This is a genomic window from Methylobacter svalbardensis (assembly GCF_037671525.1).
Classification (GTDB): Bacteria; Pseudomonadota; Gammaproteobacteria; order Methylococcales; family Methylomonadaceae; genus Methylobacter_A; species Methylobacter_A svalbardensis.
In genome coordinates this window covers 30,264-52,583 of record NZ_JAWPOH010000024.1, presented here as the reverse complement: position 1 = coordinate 52,583, position 22,320 = coordinate 30,264, and the positions used below count along the sequence as shown (strand labels likewise).

The 22,320-nt window shown below is 48.7% G+C and carries 23 protein-coding genes; 2 read left to right on the top strand and 21 right to left on the bottom strand.

All coding sequences use genetic code 11. From position 1 onward, the window contains the following. Positions 1 to 144: IS4/Tn5 family transposase DNA-binding protein (locus RW114_RS20975; RefSeq protein WP_422614784.1), on the bottom strand; the 144-nt coding region annotated here is incomplete at its 3' end. An 85-nt stretch (positions 145 to 229) separates the two neighbouring features. On the opposite strand from RW114_RS20975, the gene RW114_RS11105 reads away from it, so the two are divergent. Beyond that, entirely contained in the window at positions 230 to 469 is a 240-nt protein-coding gene (locus RW114_RS11105) for a Txe/YoeB family addiction module toxin (protein WP_340122819.1), read from the top strand. Between the two features lie 150 nt (positions 470 to 619). Here the strand turns inward: RW114_RS11105 and RW114_RS11100 are convergent, their stop codons facing one another. The 4 genes from RW114_RS11100 to RW114_RS11085 form a co-directional block, all read right to left on the bottom strand. Further along, entirely contained in the window at positions 620 to 841 is a 222-nt protein-coding gene (locus RW114_RS11100) for a DUF1640 domain-containing protein (RefSeq protein WP_340122818.1), read from the bottom strand. Between the two features lie 171 nt (positions 842 to 1,012). After that, positions 1,013 to 1,294 carry a DUF1640 domain-containing protein gene (locus RW114_RS11095; RefSeq protein WP_340122817.1) on the bottom strand — a complete coding sequence of 94 codons (282 nt, stop codon included), beginning with the start codon at positions 1,292 to 1,294 and terminating at the stop codon, positions 1,013 to 1,015. Positions 1,295 to 1,544: 250 nt separating this feature from the next. Further along, positions 1,545 to 3,314, bottom strand: a complete 1,770-nt coding sequence (locus tag RW114_RS11090) for a DUF4214 domain-containing protein (RefSeq protein ID WP_340122816.1) — start codon at positions 3,312 to 3,314, stop codon at positions 1,545 to 1,547. Positions 3,315 to 3,793: 479 nt separating this feature from the next. Beyond that, positions 3,794 to 4,021, bottom strand: a complete 228-nt coding sequence (locus RW114_RS11085) for a hypothetical protein (RefSeq protein ID WP_340122815.1) — start codon at positions 4,019 to 4,021, stop codon at positions 3,794 to 3,796. A gap of 576 nt (positions 4,022 to 4,597) precedes the next feature. On the opposite strand from RW114_RS11085, the gene RW114_RS11080 reads away from it, so the two are divergent. Then, positions 4,598 to 4,828: a hypothetical protein gene (locus RW114_RS11080; RefSeq protein WP_340122814.1), complete on the top strand. Its 231-nt coding sequence runs from the start codon at positions 4,598 to 4,600 to the stop codon at positions 4,826 to 4,828. Positions 4,829 to 4,895: 67 nt separating this feature from the next. Here RW114_RS11080 and RW114_RS11075 read toward each other — a convergent pair whose 3' ends face one another. The 16 genes from RW114_RS11075 to RW114_RS11000 all read right to left on the bottom strand — a co-directional run bounded on the left by RW114_RS11075 (position 4,896) and on the right by RW114_RS11000 (position 22,313). Next, complete coding sequence (locus RW114_RS11075; RefSeq protein WP_340122813.1) at positions 4,896 to 5,138, bottom strand: DUF2442 domain-containing protein; 243 nt, start codon at positions 5,136 to 5,138, stop codon at positions 4,896 to 4,898. Between the two features lie 11 nt (positions 5,139 to 5,149). Continuing rightward, positions 5,150 to 5,419, bottom strand: coding sequence for a DUF4160 domain-containing protein (locus tag RW114_RS11070; RefSeq protein WP_340122812.1), 270 nt, complete (start codon positions 5,417 to 5,419; stop codon positions 5,150 to 5,152). 102 nt (positions 5,420 to 5,521) lie between these two features. Next, positions 5,522 to 5,755, bottom strand: a complete 234-nt coding sequence (locus RW114_RS11065) for a hypothetical protein (protein ID WP_340122811.1) — start codon at positions 5,753 to 5,755, stop codon at positions 5,522 to 5,524. Further along, on the bottom strand, positions 5,752 to 5,988 hold the full coding sequence (locus tag RW114_RS11060) for a hypothetical protein (RefSeq protein ID WP_340122810.1): 237 nt from the start codon (positions 5,986 to 5,988) through the stop codon (positions 5,752 to 5,754). Before RW114_RS11060 ends, RW114_RS11065 begins: the two co-directional genes overlap by 4 nt. Before the next feature lie 486 nt (positions 5,989 to 6,474). Beyond that, the gene (locus RW114_RS11055; protein ID WP_340122809.1) at positions 6,475 to 6,705 is read right to left on the bottom strand and encodes a hypothetical protein; all 231 of its coding nucleotides are present in this window, start codon (positions 6,703 to 6,705) and stop codon (positions 6,475 to 6,477) included. Between the two features lie 402 nt (positions 6,706 to 7,107). Beyond that, positions 7,108 to 7,350 (bottom strand): hypothetical protein, encoded by a 243-nt coding sequence (locus RW114_RS11050; protein ID WP_340122808.1) that lies wholly within the window; start codon positions 7,348 to 7,350, stop codon positions 7,108 to 7,110. Between the two features lie 133 nt (positions 7,351 to 7,483). Then, positions 7,484 to 7,729, bottom strand: a complete 246-nt coding sequence (locus RW114_RS11045; RefSeq protein WP_340122807.1) for a coiled-coil domain-containing protein — start codon at positions 7,727 to 7,729, stop codon at positions 7,484 to 7,486. A 445-nt stretch (positions 7,730 to 8,174) separates the two neighbouring features. Next, entirely contained in the window at positions 8,175 to 10,799 is a 2,625-nt protein-coding gene (locus tag RW114_RS11040; RefSeq protein ID WP_340122806.1) for a DUF4214 domain-containing protein, read from the bottom strand. 1,070 nt (positions 10,800 to 11,869) lie between these two features. Then, entirely contained in the window at positions 11,870 to 15,103 is a 3,234-nt protein-coding gene (locus RW114_RS11035; protein WP_340122805.1) for a glycosyltransferase, read from the bottom strand. A gap of 10 nt (positions 15,104 to 15,113) precedes the next feature. Beyond that, positions 15,114 to 16,490, bottom strand: coding sequence for an FkbM family methyltransferase (locus tag RW114_RS11030; protein WP_340122804.1), 1,377 nt, complete (start codon positions 16,488 to 16,490; stop codon positions 15,114 to 15,116). Further along, on the bottom strand, positions 16,487 to 17,710 hold the full coding sequence (locus RW114_RS11025; RefSeq protein ID WP_340122803.1) for an ABC transporter ATP-binding protein: 1,224 nt from the start codon (positions 17,708 to 17,710) through the stop codon (positions 16,487 to 16,489). The genes RW114_RS11030 and RW114_RS11025 overlap by 4 nt, the downstream gene beginning before the upstream one ends. Positions 17,711 to 18,029: 319 nt before the next feature. Further along, positions 18,030 to 18,827, bottom strand: coding sequence for an ABC transporter permease (locus RW114_RS11020; protein ID WP_340122802.1), 798 nt, complete (start codon positions 18,825 to 18,827; stop codon positions 18,030 to 18,032). Positions 18,828 to 18,895: 68 nt separating this feature from the next. Then, positions 18,896 to 19,141: a GxxExxY protein gene (locus RW114_RS11015; protein WP_340122801.1), complete on the bottom strand. Its 246-nt coding sequence runs from the start codon at positions 19,139 to 19,141 to the stop codon at positions 18,896 to 18,898. Between the two features lie 120 nt (positions 19,142 to 19,261). Continuing rightward, the gene (locus tag RW114_RS11010; RefSeq protein ID WP_340122800.1) at positions 19,262 to 19,519 is read right to left on the bottom strand and encodes a GxxExxY protein; all 258 of its coding nucleotides are present in this window, start codon (positions 19,517 to 19,519) and stop codon (positions 19,262 to 19,264) included. Between the two features lie 149 nt (positions 19,520 to 19,668). After that, entirely contained in the window at positions 19,669 to 20,985 is a 1,317-nt protein-coding gene (locus RW114_RS11005; RefSeq protein WP_340122799.1) for a TolC family outer membrane protein, read from the bottom strand. A gap of 5 nt (positions 20,986 to 20,990) precedes the next feature. Further along, complete coding sequence (locus RW114_RS11000; protein WP_340122798.1) at positions 20,991 to 22,313, bottom strand: HlyD family type I secretion periplasmic adaptor subunit; 1,323 nt, start codon at positions 22,311 to 22,313, stop codon at positions 20,991 to 20,993. Between the last annotated feature and the right edge of the window lie 7 nt (positions 22,314 to 22,320).

The following is a 22,320-nucleotide window of genomic DNA, read 5'->3' as shown; positions in this document are numbered from 1 at the left end:
TTGCGTCTCTGCCCAACCTTGACATGATTCAGGTATGCTTGATTTTGGCGACTTGGCTAGGTTTTCGATTAGCTTTATGGCTCTATTCTTTAGTCGTTTATCACCTAAATCTAAATTACGAAATTCTCTATTTGCCCAATTCATAGCTAAAATGATTCTACTTTACTAAATCTTAACAACTTGTGTGTAAGGAGATGGGTTTAGATTGGTAATGTATACGATTGTCTTCATGACGCAAGCACAAAAAGATGCTAAAAAGATATATGCCAGCGGGCTTAAAAACAAAACCTTAAAGTTAATAAACATTATCAGTGAAAATCCGTTGCAATACCCACCTGACTTTGAATATTTAAAAGGCGACATGAAAGGCCTTATCAGCAGACGAATAAACAAACAACACCGTCTTGTCTACGAAGTTATAGAAACAGAGAATTTGACGTATGTGGAGCCATTACGAATAGACAAATAGTCTCAAAACAAAGCCCTCTATTCATTGTTTAGCATTTAACATAAGCGCCATCATGCGCCGCCGGAGGACGACGGAAAAAAGGAGAAAAGAGGAAGAAAAAAGCGGGTTTCAATCGAGTCTGACCCCATTGACTGTTTGCATTGGTTTTTCTTAAACAGGAAAGAACGCTTTGAGGATTAAAGTCAAAATACCACCAAGCACCAAACCTACCATCCATTTAATAACTATCAATTCGCGCTCCAGGCGATTTATATCCGATTTTGTCGACAACTGCGAATCCATTGCTTCAGAAAAAGCAGTTACCAATGCTTCCGCCTCCGCTTTAGCCTGTGCTTCAGGAACACCTCCAGCCTTAAGTTTTTCAACAAACATTTAAGGTATCAAATGTAATTGTTGCCATAACACACTCCATCAAATTCAGTACGACGATTAGTTTAACATACATACAAATAAACAAACCGTGCCTCAGGTTTCAAATCCGGTTAATTTAACATAACCCCAATTATGAGAAGCTTATTTTACTCTGACCCCAATTATTCCGGCTTATAAAATCTTTACCAACGTAGCAACTGCTCCTATTGCAACAACCATTAACCCGCCTAATTTGATAATCATGCGCTGTTCCAGTTGAAGCAATCGCGCATCCAGTCTTTCATTTAATCGTTCTTCCATTTGTTTTAGGTCTTCACGAGTAGCAACTTCTTTCAAATTCAACTCAAAAACTTCTGCTAGCGCTTCTGCTTCAGCCTCTGCTATCCGTGATTCGGCTCCTGCCGCTTTTAGCCTATTAGCATACTTTAAGGTATCAAACGTAATTGCAGCCATAACCAAATACTCATCAAAAATCACTAAAACCAAAGTATAACACAACAAAAAGCCCTATTGATAACTCCCCACCGATTATTCCTTCATTTGATTTAACATAACCCCAATTATGAGAAGATTATTTTACTCTGACCCCAATTATTTTCCCACGCGGGAGCGTGGGAACGAGGAACATCAAGCTCAGTATCAAGGGCTCCCACGCTCCCGCGTGGGAGCCCATACCGGCTTTGTGTGTGTGGGAATGAGGAAGTTACGCGATGGACATGGTCGAACCGCCGGTGAGGGTTGCCAGCGTAGTGATGCCGCTCAATTGGATCAACTGGTCATCGGCATTGCCGGCGGCGGTGCCGGCGTAATAGACGTAGGTGTTGCCACCGTCAACGAACATCCCGACCGATCCGGCCACATCAAGTTCAGTATCGGCTTGAACCGCAGCAATCTTCAGCGCCAGGGTGCTGTCATCGGCGTGAAAGCCAATCAGGCCGCCGGCAGTCGTTTGCACGTTGGCGCCCGCGACCAGATCCGTTGCATCAACAGCCAGCACCGTGGTGGTAGCGCCAAAGGTCAGGATATCCGTACCGCCAACGTTAAAGTCGGTGATACTATCCATCGACACGCCGATAATCGAATCGTTAGCGCCAAAGACAAAGGTATCGACGCCGCCGCCGCCGGTCATTTTATCCGCGCCAAGGCCGCCGGTAATCAGGTCACTTCCCAGACTCGCCACGATGGTATCGTTACCGGCGCCGGTGCTAATGGTATTGATGGTGCCGGCCGCCGCCGTGGTGGTGACGGTATCGTTGCCGGCACCGGTGGTAATATGCTGTAGGCCCGAAGTGGAGATCGCGGTCACGGCGGTATCAGCGGTGTTGGTGCTGGTAATCGTCTGCGTGCCTGAATTGGCTGTGGCGTTCACCATAGTAAGACTTGCGCCGTTACCGCCCGCATCGCCAATAGTCTGCGCTCCGGCGCCGGTGGTGGTGGCCGACACCAGGGCAAGCCCTATGCCTTTAATGTCCAATGCCCCGGCGTCGGATATTGCTGTCACTGTTGTCAGACCTGAACCGGTCACAAGGGTCTGCGCACCGGCAACGGAGGTGGTGTTGAGCACTGCCTCTCCGGTAAAGGTGCTCATGTCAAGCGTAATCGCACCGGCGCCCGACGTCGTTGTCGTCAGCGCCACGCCTGCCGCGAATGCCGCTTCAAAGTTAACGCCGGTGGTCAGGGTTTGTGCGCCATCACCGGTGGTGTTGATGACGACTTTTTCGATATTGCTAAGCCCCGTCCACAGGGTGTCAGGCGGGGTAATGGCTACATCGATAAGATGGTCGATTTTCAGCGTATCGATACCGCCAAGTCCATCGATAATATCGTCAACACCCAAGGTATCTGTCGCTACGCCGCCATCATAGGTCGCGTTAAAGGTGTCATTACCGGCAGTTCCGGCAAGGTTGTCTCCGCCCGTAGTGAGCGTAAAAGTCTGCCCAGGATTATCCGCAGTCCCAGCCACAATAGCAGCCACAATAGCAGCCAAAGACGCTTGCTGCGTCGCTAAAGAAGCATCGTCCGTCACAGCCGACAACCAGGTTTTAGCCGCCGCATAATTATAAGCCACAAGTTCAGGAGCTGTTTCCAATGCCACAGTAAACGCAGTAGCCGCTATCACTTTATTGTTGAAAGTGGTTAAATCGGTGGTTAGCGCGCCGGCGGCAATATGGGTAACCGCGTCGCTAACCGTCATTCTGCCATCGTCCAAGGCCTTAGCCCAAAATGCCGAGCCTTCGTCTTCAGCGGGGCGGCCAAACAGGTTTTGATAAATGGTGTTGACAACAGCGACGTTACTCATGCCGGCGAAAGCCGCGACATATTCAGGTGATTGGCTAAAGGCGGCGCTAATGGGCGCGGTGTTGCCGGCGTTGTTGGCAACAACACCCTCCCAGTACGCCAAACCGGCAGGATCGGCAGGACGGTTGAAATATGCCACATACAGTTTTTGTACAGAATCCGTGTAAATACCCATGAATAGATCTCCAGTAATTAAAAAATAAATGTTTAAAGAATTAAGAGATTAGAGATTTTTGTTAGGAAGAAAACCTATAGTGCGTTTGTATCTCAGGGTCTGACCCCTTTTATGCATTCTTGCAGGACAAGCCAAAGCCTCCTCAATCCAGCTAAAGCAAATCCGCCGTTTTGCGATTCCTTTTTTCGCATGATCAGTTAACAAATATTCCATATTTTTGATAATTACACCATTCACTGCAAAATACAAATCAAATATCAGCTAAAAGGCTCAATTAATTTAACATAACATCCCATTATGAGAAGCTTATTTTACTCTGACCCCAATTATTCTGAATTTTCAATCGAGTCTGACCCCATTGGCTTTCTTTATTTTTTTAGTGATTTCTCATATGCTTCTTAAACTCATAATACGAGTCCCACGCCAAATATCCAACAAAAACAACAAATACCAAACCCATAATAAACATAACAAGTGAATTAAGCATCTTCCAACTCCCTAATTAAATTCTTAATAAAACGATACTGAAAAACACCAAATATTGCTGCCCCCATAACACCTGAAAGTGCTAGCAATAAAATGAATAAAGGTACATTTAAAAAGTTTGAAGCAGACCAACCAATCAACCCAACAATTACGGCGAGCGCCGCAAAAAACATTTTCTCATGAAAAGAAATATCAGCTTTTATTTTATCTAATTTGCTCATAGGTGAATACTACATCATTAAAAATACACTGTCAGTTTAAACATAAACAACGTAGCCATTACAATTCCTCCAATTCGTTAAAATGACGCTCAATCTTTCTGCTTATATCCATACAAACATAGAGCAAAAAAGGTAACAGTAAGCCCCCATATAAAATAGCATATCAATCGTGTTATCCAAATACAACTTGGACATACCAGCAACGTCAGCCACCATAACGGTGATTACAACCTTAAAAAGCTCTTTCAGCCAATCAATACGCGCCTTTATTATCAGAGACAAAACCTTAAATTTAACATAACCTCCCATTATGAGAAGCTTATTTTACTCTGACCCCAATTATTTCTATGAGAAGCTTATTTTACTCTGACCCCAATTATTTTGAAAAAGAGCCGTGGCTACTGGTTGTGTCGCCGTCTCTTAAAGACTACTCAGCCGTGCGTATCGTAAATTATTACCGCGCTCGGATGCAAATCGAGGAAGGAGGAAGGGTTTCGCGATACCAAGAGTACGCGTTATGGCTTAAATTTAACCCGTGAAAGCAGGATTCAATCCGACCGCAGGGCGAATCTATTATTGATCGCGGCGCTTATTATCTTTGTACTTTGGCTGGTGAGCCTGAGCCTAAAAGGCTCTGTCACTGAACGGCAGATCCGGGTTAATAGCGGATCAAAACGTTCGCCGTACTCCGTTATTTTTCTCGGTAAAATCGCCTGCCACTATGCTGTGTTTGACCTACCGGGTGATTATTTAGAGCTGGCGCAGGCGCTATTGGTCGGTTATTTTGAAAAATTAGAGAAAGGGTGATTTGTGGGGATACCTCAGAGTCTGACCCCATTGGTTCCTTGGTTGTGTGACCCCATTGACTCATTGGTTATCTTGTTCCAAGAGGAACAGAATATTCGTAAAGCGTTTCAGGTGCAATGTCGATGTCGCCGGGCCAAGTAACCGTACCGTAATCGACATGAGCTAACGAGAAGAATCCAGGATTCTCCAAGCGACGAAATACCGGGTAGTGCAAATAGGGTCTCATATCAAAGCAACGTCGCTCACCGCCACTGAAAGTCAGAAGCAAGACAAAATCAGACATAATCTCAACAGAATTAACGTTAATCATCGCCAGTCTTCTCAGCGCAAAGGATCAATCGAGAATACAGGCTGACCGCTCACCGCCAACGACCAATCCGCCATTAACTCATCTTCATGAATAGCGATCCACGCCTGCACCATGCGCAACTTTTTGGCGGGAATATCACCCTCCAGAAGATTTCCATCAGGAATGGAAATCACAGCTTGCACGCCCTGATACTCAATATGAAGATGGGGTAAGTGATGTTGCTGGGTATCCATAAACAGCATCCGGATAATGATCCCGTAAAACATACTAATAGTCGGCATGACCAAGAACCTCTAACAAAATAAGAGAAATAATTGTAGCTCAAATCAACGAAAAATAACATGAGTCTGCATGATTTAACATAACATCCCATTATGAGAAGCTTATTTTACTCTGACCCCAATTATATGATGCAATCTTTTAGCCGTACCATCAGGGACAACGAGTTGCTCAAATAACTTTGCAGGATAAAGATAATCTTCACCGGAATCATCAATAATCCGTAACATGCCATGCAATTCAATATCACTAACGACTTCATAAAGACGACCGATAGTTAGGTCATCTGTAGAAAAATCGCCTAATGCTGTTTTCTCCATACAAACAACAAACTTCATAACCACCTCTTTATTTTTAGCTTAACTTTTCCAATACCATGCGCTTCATACCAGTGTATTTCGGCCATAGCTACCTCACCATTGAAGTTCTCAACCGCTGCAATACCTTTTTTCTTACGCCAAGTCCCTTGTCCGTACCGTTGTCGAAGTTGATGGAGTTCACGAATACCATTACCTTCCGCAATGGTTTCAATCGCACATACTTGACCAATAATCTTGGGTAATTCTGACATAACCGAAGTATACCAGATAATTTGAAAGGGAAAAATATCAACTTATTCAACATCAGCGTAATATTATTTAACATAACATCCCATTATCGGCAGCGGACGGGAGAGGGAAAATCAAGCTGGCTGATCCCTTGATTTTTCTGGTTCCCATGCTCCTGCGTGGGAACCTATATGCCGTTGGTATGTTCTCCTTGTGTACCGTATGCATTCCCACGCGGTAGCGTGGGAATGCGGAAAAAGAGGGGGAAGATGTGTTTAAATGGGGATTTTTAAAGGGGTCTGACCCCTTTGTTGGTTTTGCTTTGTTTTTTGCTTGAGGTTTTGTTTGGCCTATTGACACCGGCAGGCTAATGGGTGACCCCTTTCTCATGGGCAGAAAAGCGCTACCCCGCTAGGGTCATTCTTCCGATAGCTTATAAACGGCAAATAACATCAAAGCAGCTGTCAACACCGCAATACCAACAATTGCAAATAAACCCATGTCCATAACTACAAATCCTTGATCTCTTTTGTTCTCTGAGAAATCTTGTTTATCAATAAAAAAATAACAGCCAATAAAAATACGGCAAATAATGTACCAAGCCAAAATACAGAATCTACATGATTATCATCAAATCGTTTGATTATTCCACTAACTACAATTATCAACATACCAAATGACAAACTCATCGCCACCCTTAATGTATTTAGAATTTCTTTAACTTCATCTAATTTACTCACAAAATTATCGTACACCAATAGAATTTTATTGTCAATTTAACATAAACCCATTATCGGCAGCGGAAAGGAGAGAGAAAAACGGAGGAGAAAACAACAAAAAACGGGGAATGAATGTGTTATTTTTTCTAAAGGGGTCTGACCCCTATGACCCCTATTGTTCCTAAAAGGCCCAATTAATTTAACATATCAGTCATTATGAGAAGATTATTTTACTCTGACCCCAATTATTACGCGGGAGCGTGGGAACAAGGAAAAAGAGGGGGGAAAGATCAAAGCAAGCAAAGACAAATGTCAAATGTAAGGCCTGACCCCGTTCTTTCCCCGGCTAATGTGTTTTTAATACAGGATAAATTAACACTACAGCGATCATTACAAATGCCATAATCATAAACAACGTAGCCATTACAATTCCTCCAATTCGTTAAAGTGACGCTCAATCTTTCTGCTTATATCCATACAAACATAGAGCAAAAAAGGTAACAGCAAGCCCCCCATATAAAATAGCACATCAATCGTGTTATCCAAATACAATTTGGACATACCAGCAACGTCAGCCACCATAACGGTGATTACAACCTTAAAAAGCTCTTTCAGCCAATCAATGCGTGCCTTTACTCCATCAATCTTTGCCACAATGGAACTCATAATTATAAAAATTATAATTATAACACAACACGAAAACAGCCCTATTATCAGAGACCAAATCTTAAATTTAACATAAACCCAATTATGAGAAGCTTATTTTACTCTGACCCCAATTATTTGAGCACCATCTACATCATAAAAATTGCTTAGAGAAATTAGCAATGGCGAGGGCGATAAGAGCGCCCATCATCCATTTGATCAGATTAAGATCGGCCTTGATGGGTGCAAGCTCGATCTGTAAATCCTTTTTAGTGACCAGTTCCGATTCTTCAATTGCCGCTCGCATTGCCTCGGTCAAACCCTCTGCTTGCTTTTGATCAAAGCCCGCCTCTTCCAATTTGCGAACAAATTTATGCGTGTCAAATGTAATCGTTGCCATAATAAGCCCCAGCAAATTTTAAGTTGTCTGTAGTATACCAAATAATTAAAGAAGAAAAACTCAATTGATTTAACATAAACCCAATTATGAGAAGCTTATTTTACTCTGACCCCAATTATTTTTGACCCCAATTATTTCTCTGACCCCAATTATTTTCGGAAGCAGAACAGCGCCTAAAGCCAGTATGGGTTCCCACGCAGGAGCGTGGGAACCAGACCAAACCCCGCCCCGCTTGAATCATAAATCAAAGACCTGACCCCGTCTTTCCCGCTAAACATAACATCTTAATCTTGACGCCACATACCCACAAAACGCAAAGCAAAAAAAAACCACCCAACCCCGTGAAGGATTGGATGGTTTATTTGGGTGCGATTAAACGATTACATACAGATTAGGCGTTTAAGCGCGTGGGCACGAACAGCATGTGCCCACCCTACATGGCTTCTTAAGCCGCAAAGAGAGTCGTTGCGCCAGAAGCTGTTGTGCTAAGTCCAGTTACTCCGGTCATGCCAACCAACTGGATTACTTCATCAGTACCTGCTGTGAAACCAGCCACTCCATCAATTTCGTGGGCAACATATGTGCTACCTGAATGCTCAAAGATCACGTAAGCATTGGCAACGTTATTATCACCAGCTGCTGAGAAAGCACCAGTAATCTTATCTGCAAGAGTGGCTGTTGCTGCCGCAGTTCCACCGAATGTCAGAATACCTTCTGTCACGGTACCGGTAAGATTGGTAACACCGGTTGCTGTGCTAGCTACGTTAATACCAATTGTAGCTGTACCAATAAGATTAAGCATGTCGCCAACAGTCGTGGAGGCAGAGTTGGTGAACCCAGTTACCTGCGGAAATAGCGTCGATGTATCATTGGTAGCCGCAGTAATTATTACTTGATCAGCCTTTTCTGTCGATGCGGACAGATTTACTGTATCACCACCACCAGTTAAAGTAAGCAAGTTAATTCCAGTACCGCCAGTAATAACATCATTACCTGTACCTGTTGTGGCTGTCAGCTTACCGGTGAAGGTACCTGCATTCAAAGTAACATTGGTACCAGAAATAAGACCTGTGTTTAAGTCTGCCGCACCTGAGATGTTAACAGTTGCGTTTGTATTAACTGTTAACCCAGATGCTGTACCCACACCCGCACCCGCAACCAAGGCGTTAGCAGTCGTTGTGCCAGCTGCATTAGCATTAGAGACAAGATTAACTACTTCATATGTGCTTGCAGCAATGCCAGCACCAACAGTAGTATCTGAAGCACCACCAGTAATATTCACACCACTCAGTGTAACGCTTAAAGCGTTAGCGCCATTGTCAACAATTGGTCCAAAACTTACACCTGCACCAGCAGCTTGCCCAGTTGTAGATTCCTGACCAGTAACTGACGCATCAAAAATAAATGTTTGAGTATTACTTGTATTTGTAACAGTCACCCCTGCAACAGAAGTACCAACAACAGTTGATTGTGTTGCGTTAGCAATAGCAGTAGTTACATCAAAAGATGACATTGCTGTAACCAATGAAGCATCTAAGGCCAAAGTCGAGACTGTTGCACCAGCAGCAGCATCCGCAGCACCTGCAAAACCTAATATTTCAAAGTTCTTTGCAGCACCATTAACACCCGTCGCAACAGTTGCAAACGCAGTAGTGTTGGCGTCAGATATAACTAACATGTCACCAGTACCAGCGCCACCGTCCAAAACCTGAGTTTTGACAATTGAAGCACCTGTCATTGTTAAGCTATCGTTAGCTGTTCCACCCGTGAATGCAAAAGTTGATGCTTGTGTACCAGCTGCAACATTAACAACAACCCCACCCGTATCTGTTGAAGCATTGATCGTTGTTACTTTTGCAGCCATCGCAGCTGACTCTGTCAAAGTCAGCTTGGCAGCACCAGCAAGATTCAGAGTGGTAATAGCAGCACCTGTAGTGTTTGCCAAGTTAACAGTACTAGCAGAACCGGTTCCTGTGATGGTTGCGGAAGTTACTTTGCTACCAGTAGTGTCAATAGTAACGGCACCAGTAGTAGTGTTAGTTTGAACCACACCATTCAAAGTTACGTTTTCTGTAGTATCTGTTGTTGATGCTAAAACAAATGTAATATTGTTAGTAGCTGTAATAGCTGCGCCAATTGTGTTTATTGCAACAGCCTGGCCAGCCAATGTGAGTGTATCAGTAGAGTCTGCACCAATAACCGCGCTGTATGGAGTATCAAGAACAAGGCCTGTCAATCCTGTAACAGCTGACACATCTAAATTCACACCAGTACCAGTACCAGCTAAATTGTTTATGTTTATAGTTTCAATACCTGTAATATTCGCCGCAGTGAATATTGAGCCAGCAGCTAAACCATCACTATAGATCTTTAGCGTATCATTACCACCACCACCATTGATTGTATCCACAGCGGTCAGCGTGTACTTAGCAGCACCGGCTGTATTGTCTGCAGTAATAGTATCGATACCAGAAGTACCAACAATGTTATCCACACCAGTAGTGAGCGTAAAAGTCTGCCCAACATTAGCATCAGGCGTCGCAGTCACAATAGCAGCCACAGTAGCATCCAAAGACGCTTGCTGTGTCGCTAAAGAAGCATCGTCTGTCACAGCAGACAACCAGACTTTAGCCGACGCATTGGCGGTAGCGCCGCTATAAGCCAAAATTTCTGCAGTCGTATCGAGTGCTACGGTAAACGCCGTAGCAGCCGTCACTTTATTGTTGAAAGCGGTTAAATCGGTGGTTAGCGCGCCGGCGGCAATGTTAGTCACCGCGTCGCTGACAGTCATTCTGCCGGTGTTTAAGGCCAAAGACCAAAATTGCAGGCCGGCAGGCTCAGCGGCACGGCCAAACAGATTTAAATAAATAGTGTTGACAACGGCATCGTTGTTCATGCCGGCGAAAGCCGCTACATATTCAGGTGATTGGCTAAAGGCGGCGCTAATGGGCGCGGTGTTGCCGGCGTTGTTGGCAACAACGGTTTCCCAGTAGGCTAAGCCGGAAACATCGGCAGGACGGTTGAAATATGCTACATACAGTTTTTGTACAGATTCTGTGTAAATACCCATGAGTAGAGCTCCAGTAATTAAAAAATAAATGTTTAAAGAATTAAGAGGTTAAGAGATTAGAGATTTTTGTTAGGAAGAAAACCTATAGTGCGCTTGAAGTTGAAGTAAGCCGTTTCATGTGCTTTCGCCGCACATCAAAATGCATAAACAGGTTCTTATCCTGCATACGGGGGTAATTATTGCACGCACAATTATCAATCTGCAAGTATTTGGTGTTTTTTTTGGAGCTTTTGCTGATGCATTCATATTGACTTAAGGAACACCGCTGCCGTTTCGGCAATTACGTTACCCTACCCGGCTTGGCCCTTCGACAAATTCAGGGCGAACGGTTGGCCGACAGGAAATGTATCACGAATCGGCGCTTAGGGCACCGAATAATTTTTTTCAGGGCTTTATTTGGCGTTGACCTGCCCTTTAAACCTAAAAACCGCAGTTAGTCCACGAAAAGCACGAAAGACACAAAAGAAATCAGTATGTTGTATTACACAGTCATTCACCCTTTGGGCATAGCTATCTACACAAGCCCGTAGGATGTGCTGAGGCACGAAGCGCATCACTCGCGAACGATGCGCTTCACGTTGTTCAGCACATCCTATGGCCCTCCGTAGGAGCGGGCCGCGCCCGCGATATTTGCACAGCGATTGCAGAGTTGTAGCACCATCATCGCGGGCGCGGCCCGCTCCTACAACGCTTAACTTAATGGCAGTGAAGTTAAAGAGTAGGGGCGATCCGGCACGACTTGCATGGATGCAGGAGGTAGAGCAACGCAGGAGCAGTTGCCGAGGTCGCCCGCATTGCGATAATTCTGATGTATCGTCAATGATGTGCTTCACGTTGCTCTATCTCCTGCATAATCCAAAGGAATGTGGTGAATGCAGCCGTAGGGTGTGCCGGATCGCCCCTACCCTGTATCGCACAACGGGAAAATAACTTGTGTAGATAGCTATGCCCTTTGGGTGACGATCTACAACTTGGTATCTCTTTGAATATTTTCGTGCTTTTTGTGTTTTTCGTGGATCAAATGATTTTTCTAGGTTAAAAGGGCTTCGATGTGTCGGGTTACACCTTCGCTAATCCAACCTACCGTCTTTTTTAAACAGACCGATTTGTCGGCAACCGTGTTGCCGGATCAGGACATCGAGCAGTTGTTGGGTACTTTGTTGCCAGGTGAGCCAGGGCATCCGGGTGGATGCAGGGACCCGTCCTTCGGCGTACTGCTCTTGCCAATCGAGCAGGGCGTCGGCGAGCGCCTGCGGGCTGTTGCCGCTGAAGTAATAGGCGTGGCTACCTGCGACTTCGATAAATACCGGCAGGTCGCGGGCGATGATGGGCAGTTGGTGCTGGGCGGCTTCGATCAGCGGCAGGCCGAAGCCTTCGCCTTCGGAGGCTGCCAACAACGCGCTGGCGGCATGGTAAAGCTCAATCAGTAATTCGTCGCTGATGCCTTGAAACCAGAACAGGCGGTGGCCGTTTTCGGGGTGATTTTTCAGGCGCTGTGCCAGCTCGTCGACCATCCAGCCTTGATTGCCGACGATGATCAGGTTGACGGCCCGGTTTTGTTGCCAGAGGATTTCGCAGGCGGCCAGTGCTTGGGCATGACCTTTGCGGGGCTCTACGGTGCCGACCATCAGCAGGTTAGTCTGTCCCTGGAATTGTTGCATAATGCGCTGTTGTTGGGCGCTGATGCCGTAGCTGGGCGCGCTGGCGAGAATGTCGGCGCCGAGGTGGAAATGGCCGATATGCAGGGGGATGACCGGGCTGTCGGTGGCTGCGGTTTGCACTCCGGCATTTTGGGACTGGGCGCTTAGCCAGGCCATCAATTCGTCGGCGACCGCTTGCGATATGCAGACCAGTCCGTGAGCTACGCCGGCGATGGTGTCTAGCCAGGCATGGAAGTGGCGTTCGGTGTCGGCAGGAAAGACGTCGGGACGCAGCACCGGCAGCAGGTCGTAGACGACGAAGTAGATCTGGATGCCGCGGCGGCGTAATCGGGCCAGGATGTTCTGGTTGCGATGGCTGCCGTCGAGGTAGAGGTCTAGCCCCAGGAAGATGTCGCAGGGACTGAACTGAACGGCGTCGTCGATCAGGTCTATTGGCGTTTCGCCGATGAGTTCGACGGTGTAGCGGCGGGCATGGCGGTAGCAGCCGTTGTCATCGTAGATCGGCTCTACCCGGTATCCGGCGGGCGGCTCGATCAGCAGCTGCTGGAGCACGCTGCGCACCACGCGCTGGATGCCGGTTTTAAGGTCAACCTGAACCAGCGCGGAGATGTCAACCCAAAGGGTTTTTGGGGGCATGCCGGGTTGGTTTTCGGCGATACTTTCGGCAATGGCCAGGGCATCTTGCTCACTGGGCGCTTGTGCGCGGTAAAGGCTGGCCAGGGCCTGGATAAGCTGTTGGTAGCGGGCACGCGCGCTATGGCTGCTGAGCTGTTCAATGGCGTGATAGTAGCGCTCCACGATTTGAACGGGGTGGTGGGTCGCACGGGCGTAGGCAATAGCGTGCTGGCTGAGTTGTTGGCAACGCTCGGGTTGGGTGCGCAGCGTGTAAAGGGCTTCGGCGAGTTGGGCGTCGGTAAAATCGTCGGGGAGTTTGTGCAGGGCGTGTTCCGGCAGCTCGGCCGCGGCACCGTTGTTGTTGATGATAGTGGGCAGGCCGTAGGTCAGGCAATCGAGGATCGAGGCTGAGGTTTCGCCGCGACTTTGGCTGCGCAGCTGAACCGCGAGGTCGGCAGCGGCCAGGTAGGTATGGTATTGCTGCGGGCTGACGTAGCCGGTGATGGCGATGCGGGTTTGGCAACCGCTGGCGGCGATGGTTGCGGCGATGTCCTGACCGTAGTCGCCGGTCTCTTCGCCACCGACAAAGATCAGATGACAGTGATGGTCGTGAACTAATGCTGAGCCCAGCCAGGCTTGCAGCAGACGATGATTGAGCTTGGTTGTCCCCATCAGGCCAAAGCTGCAAATAATGAAGGCTTCAGGATGAATGGCGAGTTGTTGGCGGGCGTGGTCTCGGTCAATGTCGGCGGGCTGGGCGCGCAGCAGCGGCAGTATCTGCCAGTCTTGGGCGGCCTGCTCGCCGTAATGTTGCCGGGCAAGCTGTTGGGCAAATTGGGAGTGGACGATGATGCCGGTGGCCTGCTCGAGCACCGCTTTGTTACAGGGATATTGCCAGACGGCGGCTTCCAGGCCGTCGCGCTGCAAGCTGAGCACGGCAGGGTAACCGTGTGCCTGGTAAAGCGCCTTTTTAAAGGCGGCAGGCTGGTCGCCGTCGCGCTCGCTGTTGCTGAGTACGCCGCTGAGGTAGTAGTCGTGCAGGACGACAATACCGGGATGGGCAGCAAGCAGGGGGAACATGTAACGGTGAAAGTTGGAATTGCCAAGGTGATAGACGATGCGCTGATAGTTCCCGGCGTGGCTATTGAACCACTCGGCATTGTAAACGGGAAAGCGGACGCCAGCGAAGCTGTCCTGGCTGTCGGCCTGGTCGGTGATGATGTCGATGTCATAGTAGCGCGCCAGTTCGGGCAGGAGTACCGCGCTGTAGTCGGCAATGCCGGTTTGCTGAGGCGGCAACGGCGAAACATAAGCCAGACGCGGGCGCAAGGTTACACTGGCGACCGGCGGGAGTGGGCGTTGCTGACGGTACTGTTCCAGCGCCTCGATAATGGGCTGAATATTCAGGGCATCGGCAGTTGCTGGCAAGGCTTGGTCGACGATAACGATGCGCTGATCGGCTATGTTCAGCAGGTCTCGGGCCTGGTCGGCCGCCTGGGCAGAGAGGGCGAGCAAGCCATCGGCAGCGCTGAGGATTTGGCTGCAGTGCCGATGCCAGAGCGCGTAATGCGGGTCGGTACGCCCTGATTCCGCTTCAACTGCGGCGGCCGGAATGTCGCCGAGTATCATGATGCTGGCGTGGCCCTGGTTTAGCAGTCCGCCCGATACAATCGCCTGATCGTCGTAGCCTTGAAAGGCTTGGCTGAGCAGGACGATGTCGGCATTGAGGTTGGCCAGGTAATTTTCGCGCAGGTACTGCGCGGCACGGCTGCGCCAATGGTTATCGGGGTTTTGCTGGTCAATCGGGCCTACGGCGCTGAACACGTGAATATGCTCAGCGGGCAACACGTCGGCGAAGCGTTGACGCAGGCTGTCTATATGTTTGGGGAGCAAGCCGTTAAGCAAAAGCTGAATGTCATGTTGCGGGGCTTGGCGGAGTAGCGCTTGCGCCAGTGCCAGGGTAAAGCGGCTAAGCGGGTGTTGGTCGCCGTGAACTTGGCACACTTGCAGGTCAATAATAATTTTCATGGTTGTTTTGTTACGGGTTGCTGTGAGTGAGGCGTTGGATGTCTTGATAGATGTTGCGCGCGGCTGCTGTCAGCTGGTCCAATCTCATTGGTTGGTTTTGTACGGGTTGCTGCAGGCCGACCCATTGGCGGGCGCTGCGCCGCGCCAGACTATCCAGCGCCGGATATCGGCCCAGCAGGGTATTGACTATCCGGCTTTGTCGAGCATGGCTGATCAAAGTGCGACCGGCAGCAATGCGGGTGCTTTTCAACGGTTGCTTGAAGCTGTTGAGCGCATGGGCAGTGGGCAAATGCAGCCCTTGCCTAACTTTTTTAAGGCAATAGTTGAGTTCGCGCAGCGGCCGGGTGATACGCCATGACAGACTGGCGGTGACAACGGTTAACTGCTGCCCCAGGTTTAGGGCTTGCTGTTGGCTGCTTAGCAGCTGGTCTTCTAGTGCGTGCAATTGCGCTTGCAATTTGAGCTGTTGCTGCTGTTGCTGTTGCAGCTGTCGTTGGTATTCGTCTTGTTGCTGTTGCAGCTGCTGTTCCCGTTGTTGTTGCTGTTGCAGCTGCTGTTCCCATTGTTGTTGCTGTTGCTGTTGCAGCTGTTGTTGCAGCTGTTGTTCCCGTTGTTGCTGTTGCTGCTGGCTATGTTCATGTTCGGCCTGGATACGCGCCAGTTGTTGCTCGGCTTGCTGCAGAGCTTGTTGCGCACGGTGATAGCCGATAAATTGATAGTCGTCGAAAACGTTGGGTTGCTGCGCCAGTACGGCGGCCAAAGCCCAATGTTCTTGTGCGACATAATAGCGGTTTAGGCCGTCGCTATAGGCGTATTGGTAGCCGTTGTCGAGCACCATAGGCTCCCAGGACTGATGCTGGCTGTCCTGGCTATTGGGCCGGGTGGCTTCGATAATCAGTATCCAGGGACGCCACTGCTCGAAGTTCATGCCTTGCAGGACTTGGTCTTCAAAGCCTTCGACATCAATTTTGAGAAAGTGGATGTCGGTCACGCCAAACTCGGCGCACAGGCTGTCGAGCCTGCGTACCGGTACGGTGGCGGCGGTGACTTCCAGGCCTTGTTGGCGATAGTGGTCGGCGACGTCCGGATCCGAGGTGGCCCAGCCGCGGACGCTGGGCACGTCGTATAAGGTCAACGCGCCATTATGATCGCCGGCGGCCATTTGCAGGTTAATGTCGCGGGGACGGTATATTTGCAGGCAGACATGGTGCTGGTACAGAGGTTCGATATTGATGCCATGCCAGCCACGGTCGTAAAAGGCCTTGGTGACGGAATCGTCTTCGGGGTCGTTGGCGCCGACATCCAGATAAAATCCGTTGTCGATATGCTTCAGGGCGCGCCAAAGTATGACGTCTTCGGCGTTTTGTGCGTAAGAGATGAAGGTCATGTGCGTTGTATGTCCAAAGTGGGGTCCAGCCAGCAACTACCGATAAAGTAATCGTGGCTGATGTTGACGACGGTAAAGAGCAGTGCCAGATCGCGCCATTCGTAGTTGTTTTCAAGGTGGGTATCGGTACTGACCAGCGCGGTGGCGATTGAGTAGGTGCCGGGGCCGAGATTGAGCGCAAAGTCAAAGCGGTAGGTTAGTACGTCGCCGGGGTTGACGTTTTCAATCGGTCGATTTTTGATGTGCGTGTTGGTGCCATAGATGGTCTGCCCCAGACGATCTTTGATCATGTAACCCACTATCAACCGGGGTATGGGCTGATGGATGGCGACGGTAATATCGAGTGTTACCGGACTGCCAACGTCGATGACTTCGACACGCTGGCCGTTTGCGTCGAGGAGGGCGATGTCCTGGACGCTGGCTTCGCCGGTGCCGGACAGGGTTTGCAGCTTGCCATTTTGTTGTTCTAGCTGGCGGACGGTTTGGTTTTCTTTTTCGGCGATCAGGGCGTTGTAGTAGTCCATGACTTGCTCAGGTTCGCCTTGCATGACTAGCTGCCCCCCATTAAGCAAGATGGCGCTGTCGCAGAGGCTTTGTATGGCCTGTTTGTCGTGTGAGACCAGCAAGAGTGTGGTGCCCTGTTTTCGAAATTCGCGGATGCGCTCGAAACTCTTGTGCTGAAAGTAGGTATCGCCCACCGATAACGCTTCATCGACAATCAGCACATCCGGTCGCCTGGCCGTCGCTACGCTGAACGCGACGCGCATTTGCATGCCACTGGAATAGACCCGCACCGGCTGATCGATGTAATCGCCAATCTCGGCAAAGGCTTCAATCTCGGGCATCAGGCCGGTGATTTCTTCAGCGCTCATGCCTATAAGTTGACCGGCCATGTAGACGTTTTGCCGTCCGGTAAAATCGGGATGAAAGCCCATGCCCAGTTCCAGCAATGCTGCGACACGCCCGGTGATGTTGACGCTGCCGGTGGTGGACTGGGTGGTGCCGGTGATCATTTTGAGCAGGGTACTTTTACCCGCGCCGTTGATGCCGATGATGCCAAGCGCCTCGCCCGGTTTAACGCTGAAGCTGATGTCCTGCAAGACCCATTTTAGCTGATGCCGGGGTTTGTTAACCGGCGTTAGCCATTCGGCCAGCCGCGACCAGCGCGTGGGGTATTGTTTGTAGGCTTTGCCTAAATTGGTGATGGTGATGGTGCCCATAGTTACAGCGATTTCAATTTGGTTGGTTAGTCGGTTAAATCATCCAAAGCCAGTTTTGGACTTCGAAACTACATCATTATAGATTCCCACGCGGGATTAAGCACATCGACACTCCGTAGGAGCGGGCCGTGCCCGCGATATTTGCACAGCGATTGCAGAGTTGTAACACCATCATCGCGGGCGCGGCCCGCTCCTACAGCGCTTAACTTAATGGCAGTGACGCAGGAGCGTGGGAACCAGAAAAAATGACGTGTGCCTGTCACTGTGGCTTCACCGTCAGAGTAAAGTTGACTGAGCATTCGATACTTATCGAGCCGGGTCATAGTTCATCGACCATTTCGCCGGCATGCCTGCTGAACAGGCGCATGCCGAAAGCACACAGCGCAATAGCCAGCAGGGTTACCGGCCACAGGCTTTGCCAGACCGGCCATTGTCCGGTAACGAGAATATCCTGACAGGCCGCGATAAGCGCAGCCATGGGGTTATAGCTCATCAGCGAGCGCACGGCTTCGGGCAGGATGCTGACCGGGTAAACGATCGGGGTGAGCCAGAACCAAAACTGGATGACGATGCCGAAAAATTGTCCGACGTCGCGGAAGAATACATTGAGCACCCCAAGACTGATGCCTAGGCCGATGGCAAAAGCAACCAGGATGGCAAAAACCGGCAATAATGCCAAGTAGACCAAACCGGGAAAGTTACCGGAAACCACTAGAAAAATGCTGAACAGACCGAAGACGATGGAAAAATTCAACAGCGCGTTGGCGACTACGATAACCGGCAAACAAAGCCTTGGAAAACTCAGTTTCTTCAGCAGGTTGGCATGCTCAAGAAAGGTGTTTTGTGCGCGCGTCACAATTTCCGCGAATAAGCCCCAGGTCAGCACGCCGGCGCAAAGGTAGATGCTGTAAGCAAACGTACTATCGATGCCGGGCAGCTTGGCACGCATGATTTGGGAGAAGATCACGGTATAGACGATGATCATGGCCAGTGGATTCAGTACTGTCCACGCCGCTCCCAGCAGCGAGTTCTGGTATTTGCTTTGAAATTCGCGCTTGACGCTGCCGAGAATAAAACCTTTATAGTGGTATAGGTACCTGAGTCTACTGATGATCATATAGTTATAAGTTTCATAGAAGTAACTACTCCGCCATCAATATAATAGAACGCAGATGACGCTGATAATTATGATTGAATAAGATTTTTCTTGTTTGAAAAAACTTTGCGTTTAAACTCGGGCTGCTTTCCGAAATTCAACAATAAACCCACTTCAATTCCTGTTGCTTTCAGATAATTAATTAATTGAAATTCGTGTTCTTTACATAAGGATTCTGCTGTTTTTAATTCAACAATTACACATCCCTCAACGATTAAATCTGCAAAATACTCCCCCACTTCTTTGCCTTGGTAATAAACTTTCCTGATTAGCAAGATGCTTCAGCTAGTGACAAAAGGTTCGTCATCCCGGCATGGATTGCCGGGATCCAGACGCCATGGATGGCAACATTGGATCTCGCAGACCATTTTTCGTCATATGAAGCCGCTTTTGATCTATTTTTCACATCCCTGTGTTCTGGATTCCGGCAATCCCTGCCGGAATGACGGTGCTGGCTGAGGTTCCTTGCTAATCAGGTAAATTTTTATCAGTTTTTGTTTTTCAACGAATAAACCCATCGCGACAAGTTCAATGAACAAAGCATTCTCATAAACCTTCTCTAAAAATCCATATCCCAATGCATTGTATCCTTTGTAGAATGCCTCAATAATTTGTTCGGTAATTTCTGAATATTTATAATTATCTGCGTTCATCATATTAATCTACGTCGCCTCGGCAACTGCGTTCTATATGTATTTTATGCCGCTGAGTAGTTACTAAAAATCTTATACATCATAATTATCAGCGTCATCCGCGTTCTATTTTTAATTATCCGCGTTCTATTTTTCTAACCGCTGAATAGTTAAGATTTTTCCAGCCAACCGTTGATTTCCTGTAAATTTTCCTCGGCTATTGAGCCGATGGCATGCATGAAGCGGATACGGTTTTTTATGTAGTTGTACTTGGCTTGTGAGAAATCTTTTTTGGCCGAAAATTCATCCTGCTGTGCTTTGATCACGTCGCTGATGGTTACTACGCCATAATGGTAACCGCGCTCCATCGCTTCCCGTGATTTGCCGGCAGAGTCCAGCGCTTTTTGTGCGGCCTTGATATGCCGCGCATTGGCATTGGCACTGAGAAAGGCGTCGCTGGTTTCTTTGGTGATGCCGCGAATGGCGGCTTCGTTGTCGTTTTTGCTGAGCTGCAAACGATGCTTGGCTTCAAACATTTGATGAGTGGTGGTGCCGCCTGAAAACAAGGGCACGCTGACATTAATCGCCGCGACTTCGGTTTGTACGTTTGCACCTAAATTTGAACTCTGGAATCCGGTGTTGGTGTCATAGTAATTCAGCTGCAAATCGGCGACCGGCAGGTATTTGGATTTCTGCACCGTCACATTATTTTCTGCCGCTTCTATGGCAATTTGTTTTGCCGAAATGGCCGGATTTTGACTTTCCGCCATCTCAATCCATTGTTGAAGATCGCCCTGGATTTCCTGATAATCGACACCATCCCGCAGCTTGCTGAGCTCGGCCGGACTGACGCCGGTTAATTCTCTCAGGCTTTGTTGCGCGGTCACCCGCTGGCTCTCGGCCAATATCTCGGTAGCAATAAGTTGATCAAGCCTCGCTTCTACGGCATAGAGGTCGGTGATTTTTAATAGTTGCTTGGCATATTGTTTTTGTATCTGTTCAAGCTGTTTTTGCGCGGCCAATTTTTCTGTCTTGGCAAAATTGAGCTGGTCTTCCGCTTCCAGTTCGTTGAAATAACGCTCCACCACGTTAAACATCAATTGATTGTTCGCTTCGATAGCCTCTGCGGCGTATTGATCTTCCACTTTAGACGCGCGTCGCCATTCCCAAAATTTGGCGAAATCAACCAAAGTTTGATTCAGTGAGACGTAGTAACGGGTACCATGGAAGTTGTTGGTTGAGTCCTGGCGGCTTCCACTGGTGGTTTGCTTGTTGGCAGACCAGTTACCGCTGGCGCTGATTTGCGGCAACATTTGACCTAAGGCTTGGCCTTTTTGCGCCGAACCAATGTCGACTCTGACTTTGGCGCTTTGCAGTTCCGGATCGGCTTGCAGCGCCTGTTGATAAACGCCGAGCAAATCTTCGGCCAGGGCTGTTTGAGTACACGCAAAAATGATCAGCATTAGCCCATGTCTGTGTATATTCATATTAGCTAGTCTTCTATGAATGCGCGTGCGAAGGCGTTGGTGGCGGGTTGAGACAGGTATTCGAACAGTGTTCTTTCACCGGTGTTAATCAAAACCTCGGCCGGCATTCCGGGCAGTAATTGCAAATCACCCAGTTTTTTACGACTTTCCGGGGTCAGTTCGACCCGCGCCTGATAATAGGTATTGCCGGTTCTCTCATCGGTCAGATGGTCGGGGGATAAGTGCGTCACTCTGCCATCCATTTTCGGGGTTTTCGACTGCTTGAAAGCGCTAAAGCGGACTTCGGCCTCCAGGCCAACGACAACCCTATCTATATCCATAGGCGACACTTGAGCTTCTATGATCAGCTCGGCATCTTGGGGAACGATGTCGAGTATAGGCCGCCCCGGGGAAATAACGCTGTTTTCATTATGTACGGTCAGACCCAGCACCATGCCGCTAGCCGGCGCCTTGATTTCGACACGGTTAAGTTTGTCCTGATTGGCAGACAGGCGTTCCTGGGCATCGTTAAGCGTGGATTGAGCTTCGCTGAGTTTGCCTGCGACTTCCTCCTGAAACTGTTTTTGCACTTGTAAAATTTGCAGGCGGGTTTCGCTGATCAGCATTTGATTGGTAGCGATTTCGGCGTTGAGTTGGGCGATTTCACCCCCTTGCAAGGCGTGATTGCGCTGTAAGTCGCGTAACCGTTGCTTATCGGCAAAGCCTTCTGCCAACAGTTCTTTGAGGTCCTGAATTTCTTCTGCATAGGAGGCGAGCAGTTGTTTTTTGCTGCTTACCTGGCCTTGCAAGCCGTTTATCTTGCTGGAAATCTGGCTGATGCGTTGATTTAATACCGCGATTTCCCCATCATAAGCATTTTTTCTGGAGTGAAACACGTTATTTTCGGAGAGTTTGGCTTCTGTGGTTCTAGGATCGGCGGCATCATCAAGCAATTCGGGGTAGTCGATTTTTTTAAGCTGATCTCTTTCGGCGCGCAACCGCGCTACCTGAGCTGCCAGGGTAATGTTTTGGCTGCGCGCTATTTCCAGCTGGGCTTTGATTTGCGCATCATCGAGCATCAGCAAGGTCTGCCCTTCGCTCACTAAATCACCGTCTTTAACCCATATTTTGGCAACAATGCCGCCATCGAGATGTTGCACTGTTTTTCTGTAGGATTTTACGACGACAGTGCCGGGAGCCAGCGCCGAACTATCCATAGGCGCCCAAAACGACCAAATGCCGAAAATACCGAAGGTCACAAGAACGATTGCTGCACCGATGTTGCGTATGCCTCGATCATTGGTATGCAAGGGTGTAGGAGCGTTATTTACTGCGGTTTTTTCTATCATAATACTT

Excerpts from the sequence above, each read along its gene's own strand:
- RW114_RS11105 (WP_340122819.1), top strand. The coding sequence starts at position 230 with ATGACGCAAGCACAAAAAGATGCTAAAAAGATATATGCCAGCGGGCTT.
- RW114_RS11100 (WP_340122818.1), bottom strand. The coding sequence starts at position 841 with ATGTTTGTTGAAAAACTTAAGGCTGGAGGTGTTCCTGAAGCACAGGCT.
- RW114_RS11095 (WP_340122817.1), bottom strand. The coding sequence starts at position 1,294 with ATGGCTGCAATTACGTTTGATACCTTAAAGTATGCTAATAGGCTAAAA.
- RW114_RS11090 (WP_340122816.1), bottom strand. The coding sequence starts at position 3,314 with ATGGGTATTTACACGGATTCTGTACAAAAACTGTATGTGGCATATTTC.
- RW114_RS11085 (WP_340122815.1), bottom strand. The coding sequence starts at position 4,021 with ATGAGCAAATTAGATAAAATAAAAGCTGATATTTCTTTTCATGAGAAA.
- RW114_RS11075 (WP_340122813.1), bottom strand. The coding sequence starts at position 5,138 with ATGATTAACGTTAATTCTGTTGAGATTATGTCTGATTTTGTCTTGCTT.
- RW114_RS11070 (WP_340122812.1), bottom strand. The coding sequence starts at position 5,419 with ATGCCGACTATTAGTATGTTTTACGGGATCATTATCCGGATGCTGTTT.
- RW114_RS11065 (WP_340122811.1), bottom strand. The coding sequence starts at position 5,755 with ATGAAGTTTGTTGTTTGTATGGAGAAAACAGCATTAGGCGATTTTTCT.
- RW114_RS11060 (WP_340122810.1), bottom strand. The coding sequence starts at position 5,988 with ATGTCAGAATTACCCAAGATTATTGGTCAAGTATGTGCGATTGAAACC.
- RW114_RS11050 (WP_340122808.1), bottom strand. The coding sequence starts at position 7,350 with ATGAGTTCCATTGTGGCAAAGATTGATGGAGTAAAGGCACGCATTGAT.
- RW114_RS11045 (WP_340122807.1), bottom strand. The coding sequence starts at position 7,729 with ATGGCAACGATTACATTTGACACGCATAAATTTGTTCGCAAATTGGAA.
- RW114_RS11040 (WP_340122806.1), bottom strand. The coding sequence starts at position 10,799 with ATGGGTATTTACACAGAATCTGTACAAAAACTGTATGTAGCATATTTC.
- RW114_RS11035 (WP_340122805.1), bottom strand. The coding sequence starts at position 15,103 with ATGAAAATTATTATTGACCTGCAAGTGTGCCAAGTTCACGGCGACCAA.
- RW114_RS11030 (WP_340122804.1), bottom strand. The coding sequence starts at position 16,490 with ATGACCTTCATCTCTTACGCACAAAACGCCGAAGACGTCATACTTTGG.
- RW114_RS11025 (WP_340122803.1), bottom strand. The coding sequence starts at position 17,710 with ATGGGCACCATCACCATCACCAATTTAGGCAAAGCCTACAAACAATAC.
- RW114_RS11020 (WP_340122802.1), bottom strand. The coding sequence starts at position 18,827 with ATGATCATCAGTAGACTCAGGTACCTATACCACTATAAAGGTTTTATT.
- RW114_RS11010 (WP_340122800.1), bottom strand. The coding sequence starts at position 19,519 with ATGAACGCAGATAATTATAAATATTCAGAAATTACCGAACAAATTATT.
- RW114_RS11005 (WP_340122799.1), bottom strand. The coding sequence starts at position 20,985 with ATGAATATACACAGACATGGGCTAATGCTGATCATTTTTGCGTGTACT.
- RW114_RS11000 (WP_340122798.1), bottom strand. The coding sequence starts at position 22,313 with ATGATAGAAAAAACCGCAGTAAATAACGCTCCTACACCCTTGCATACC.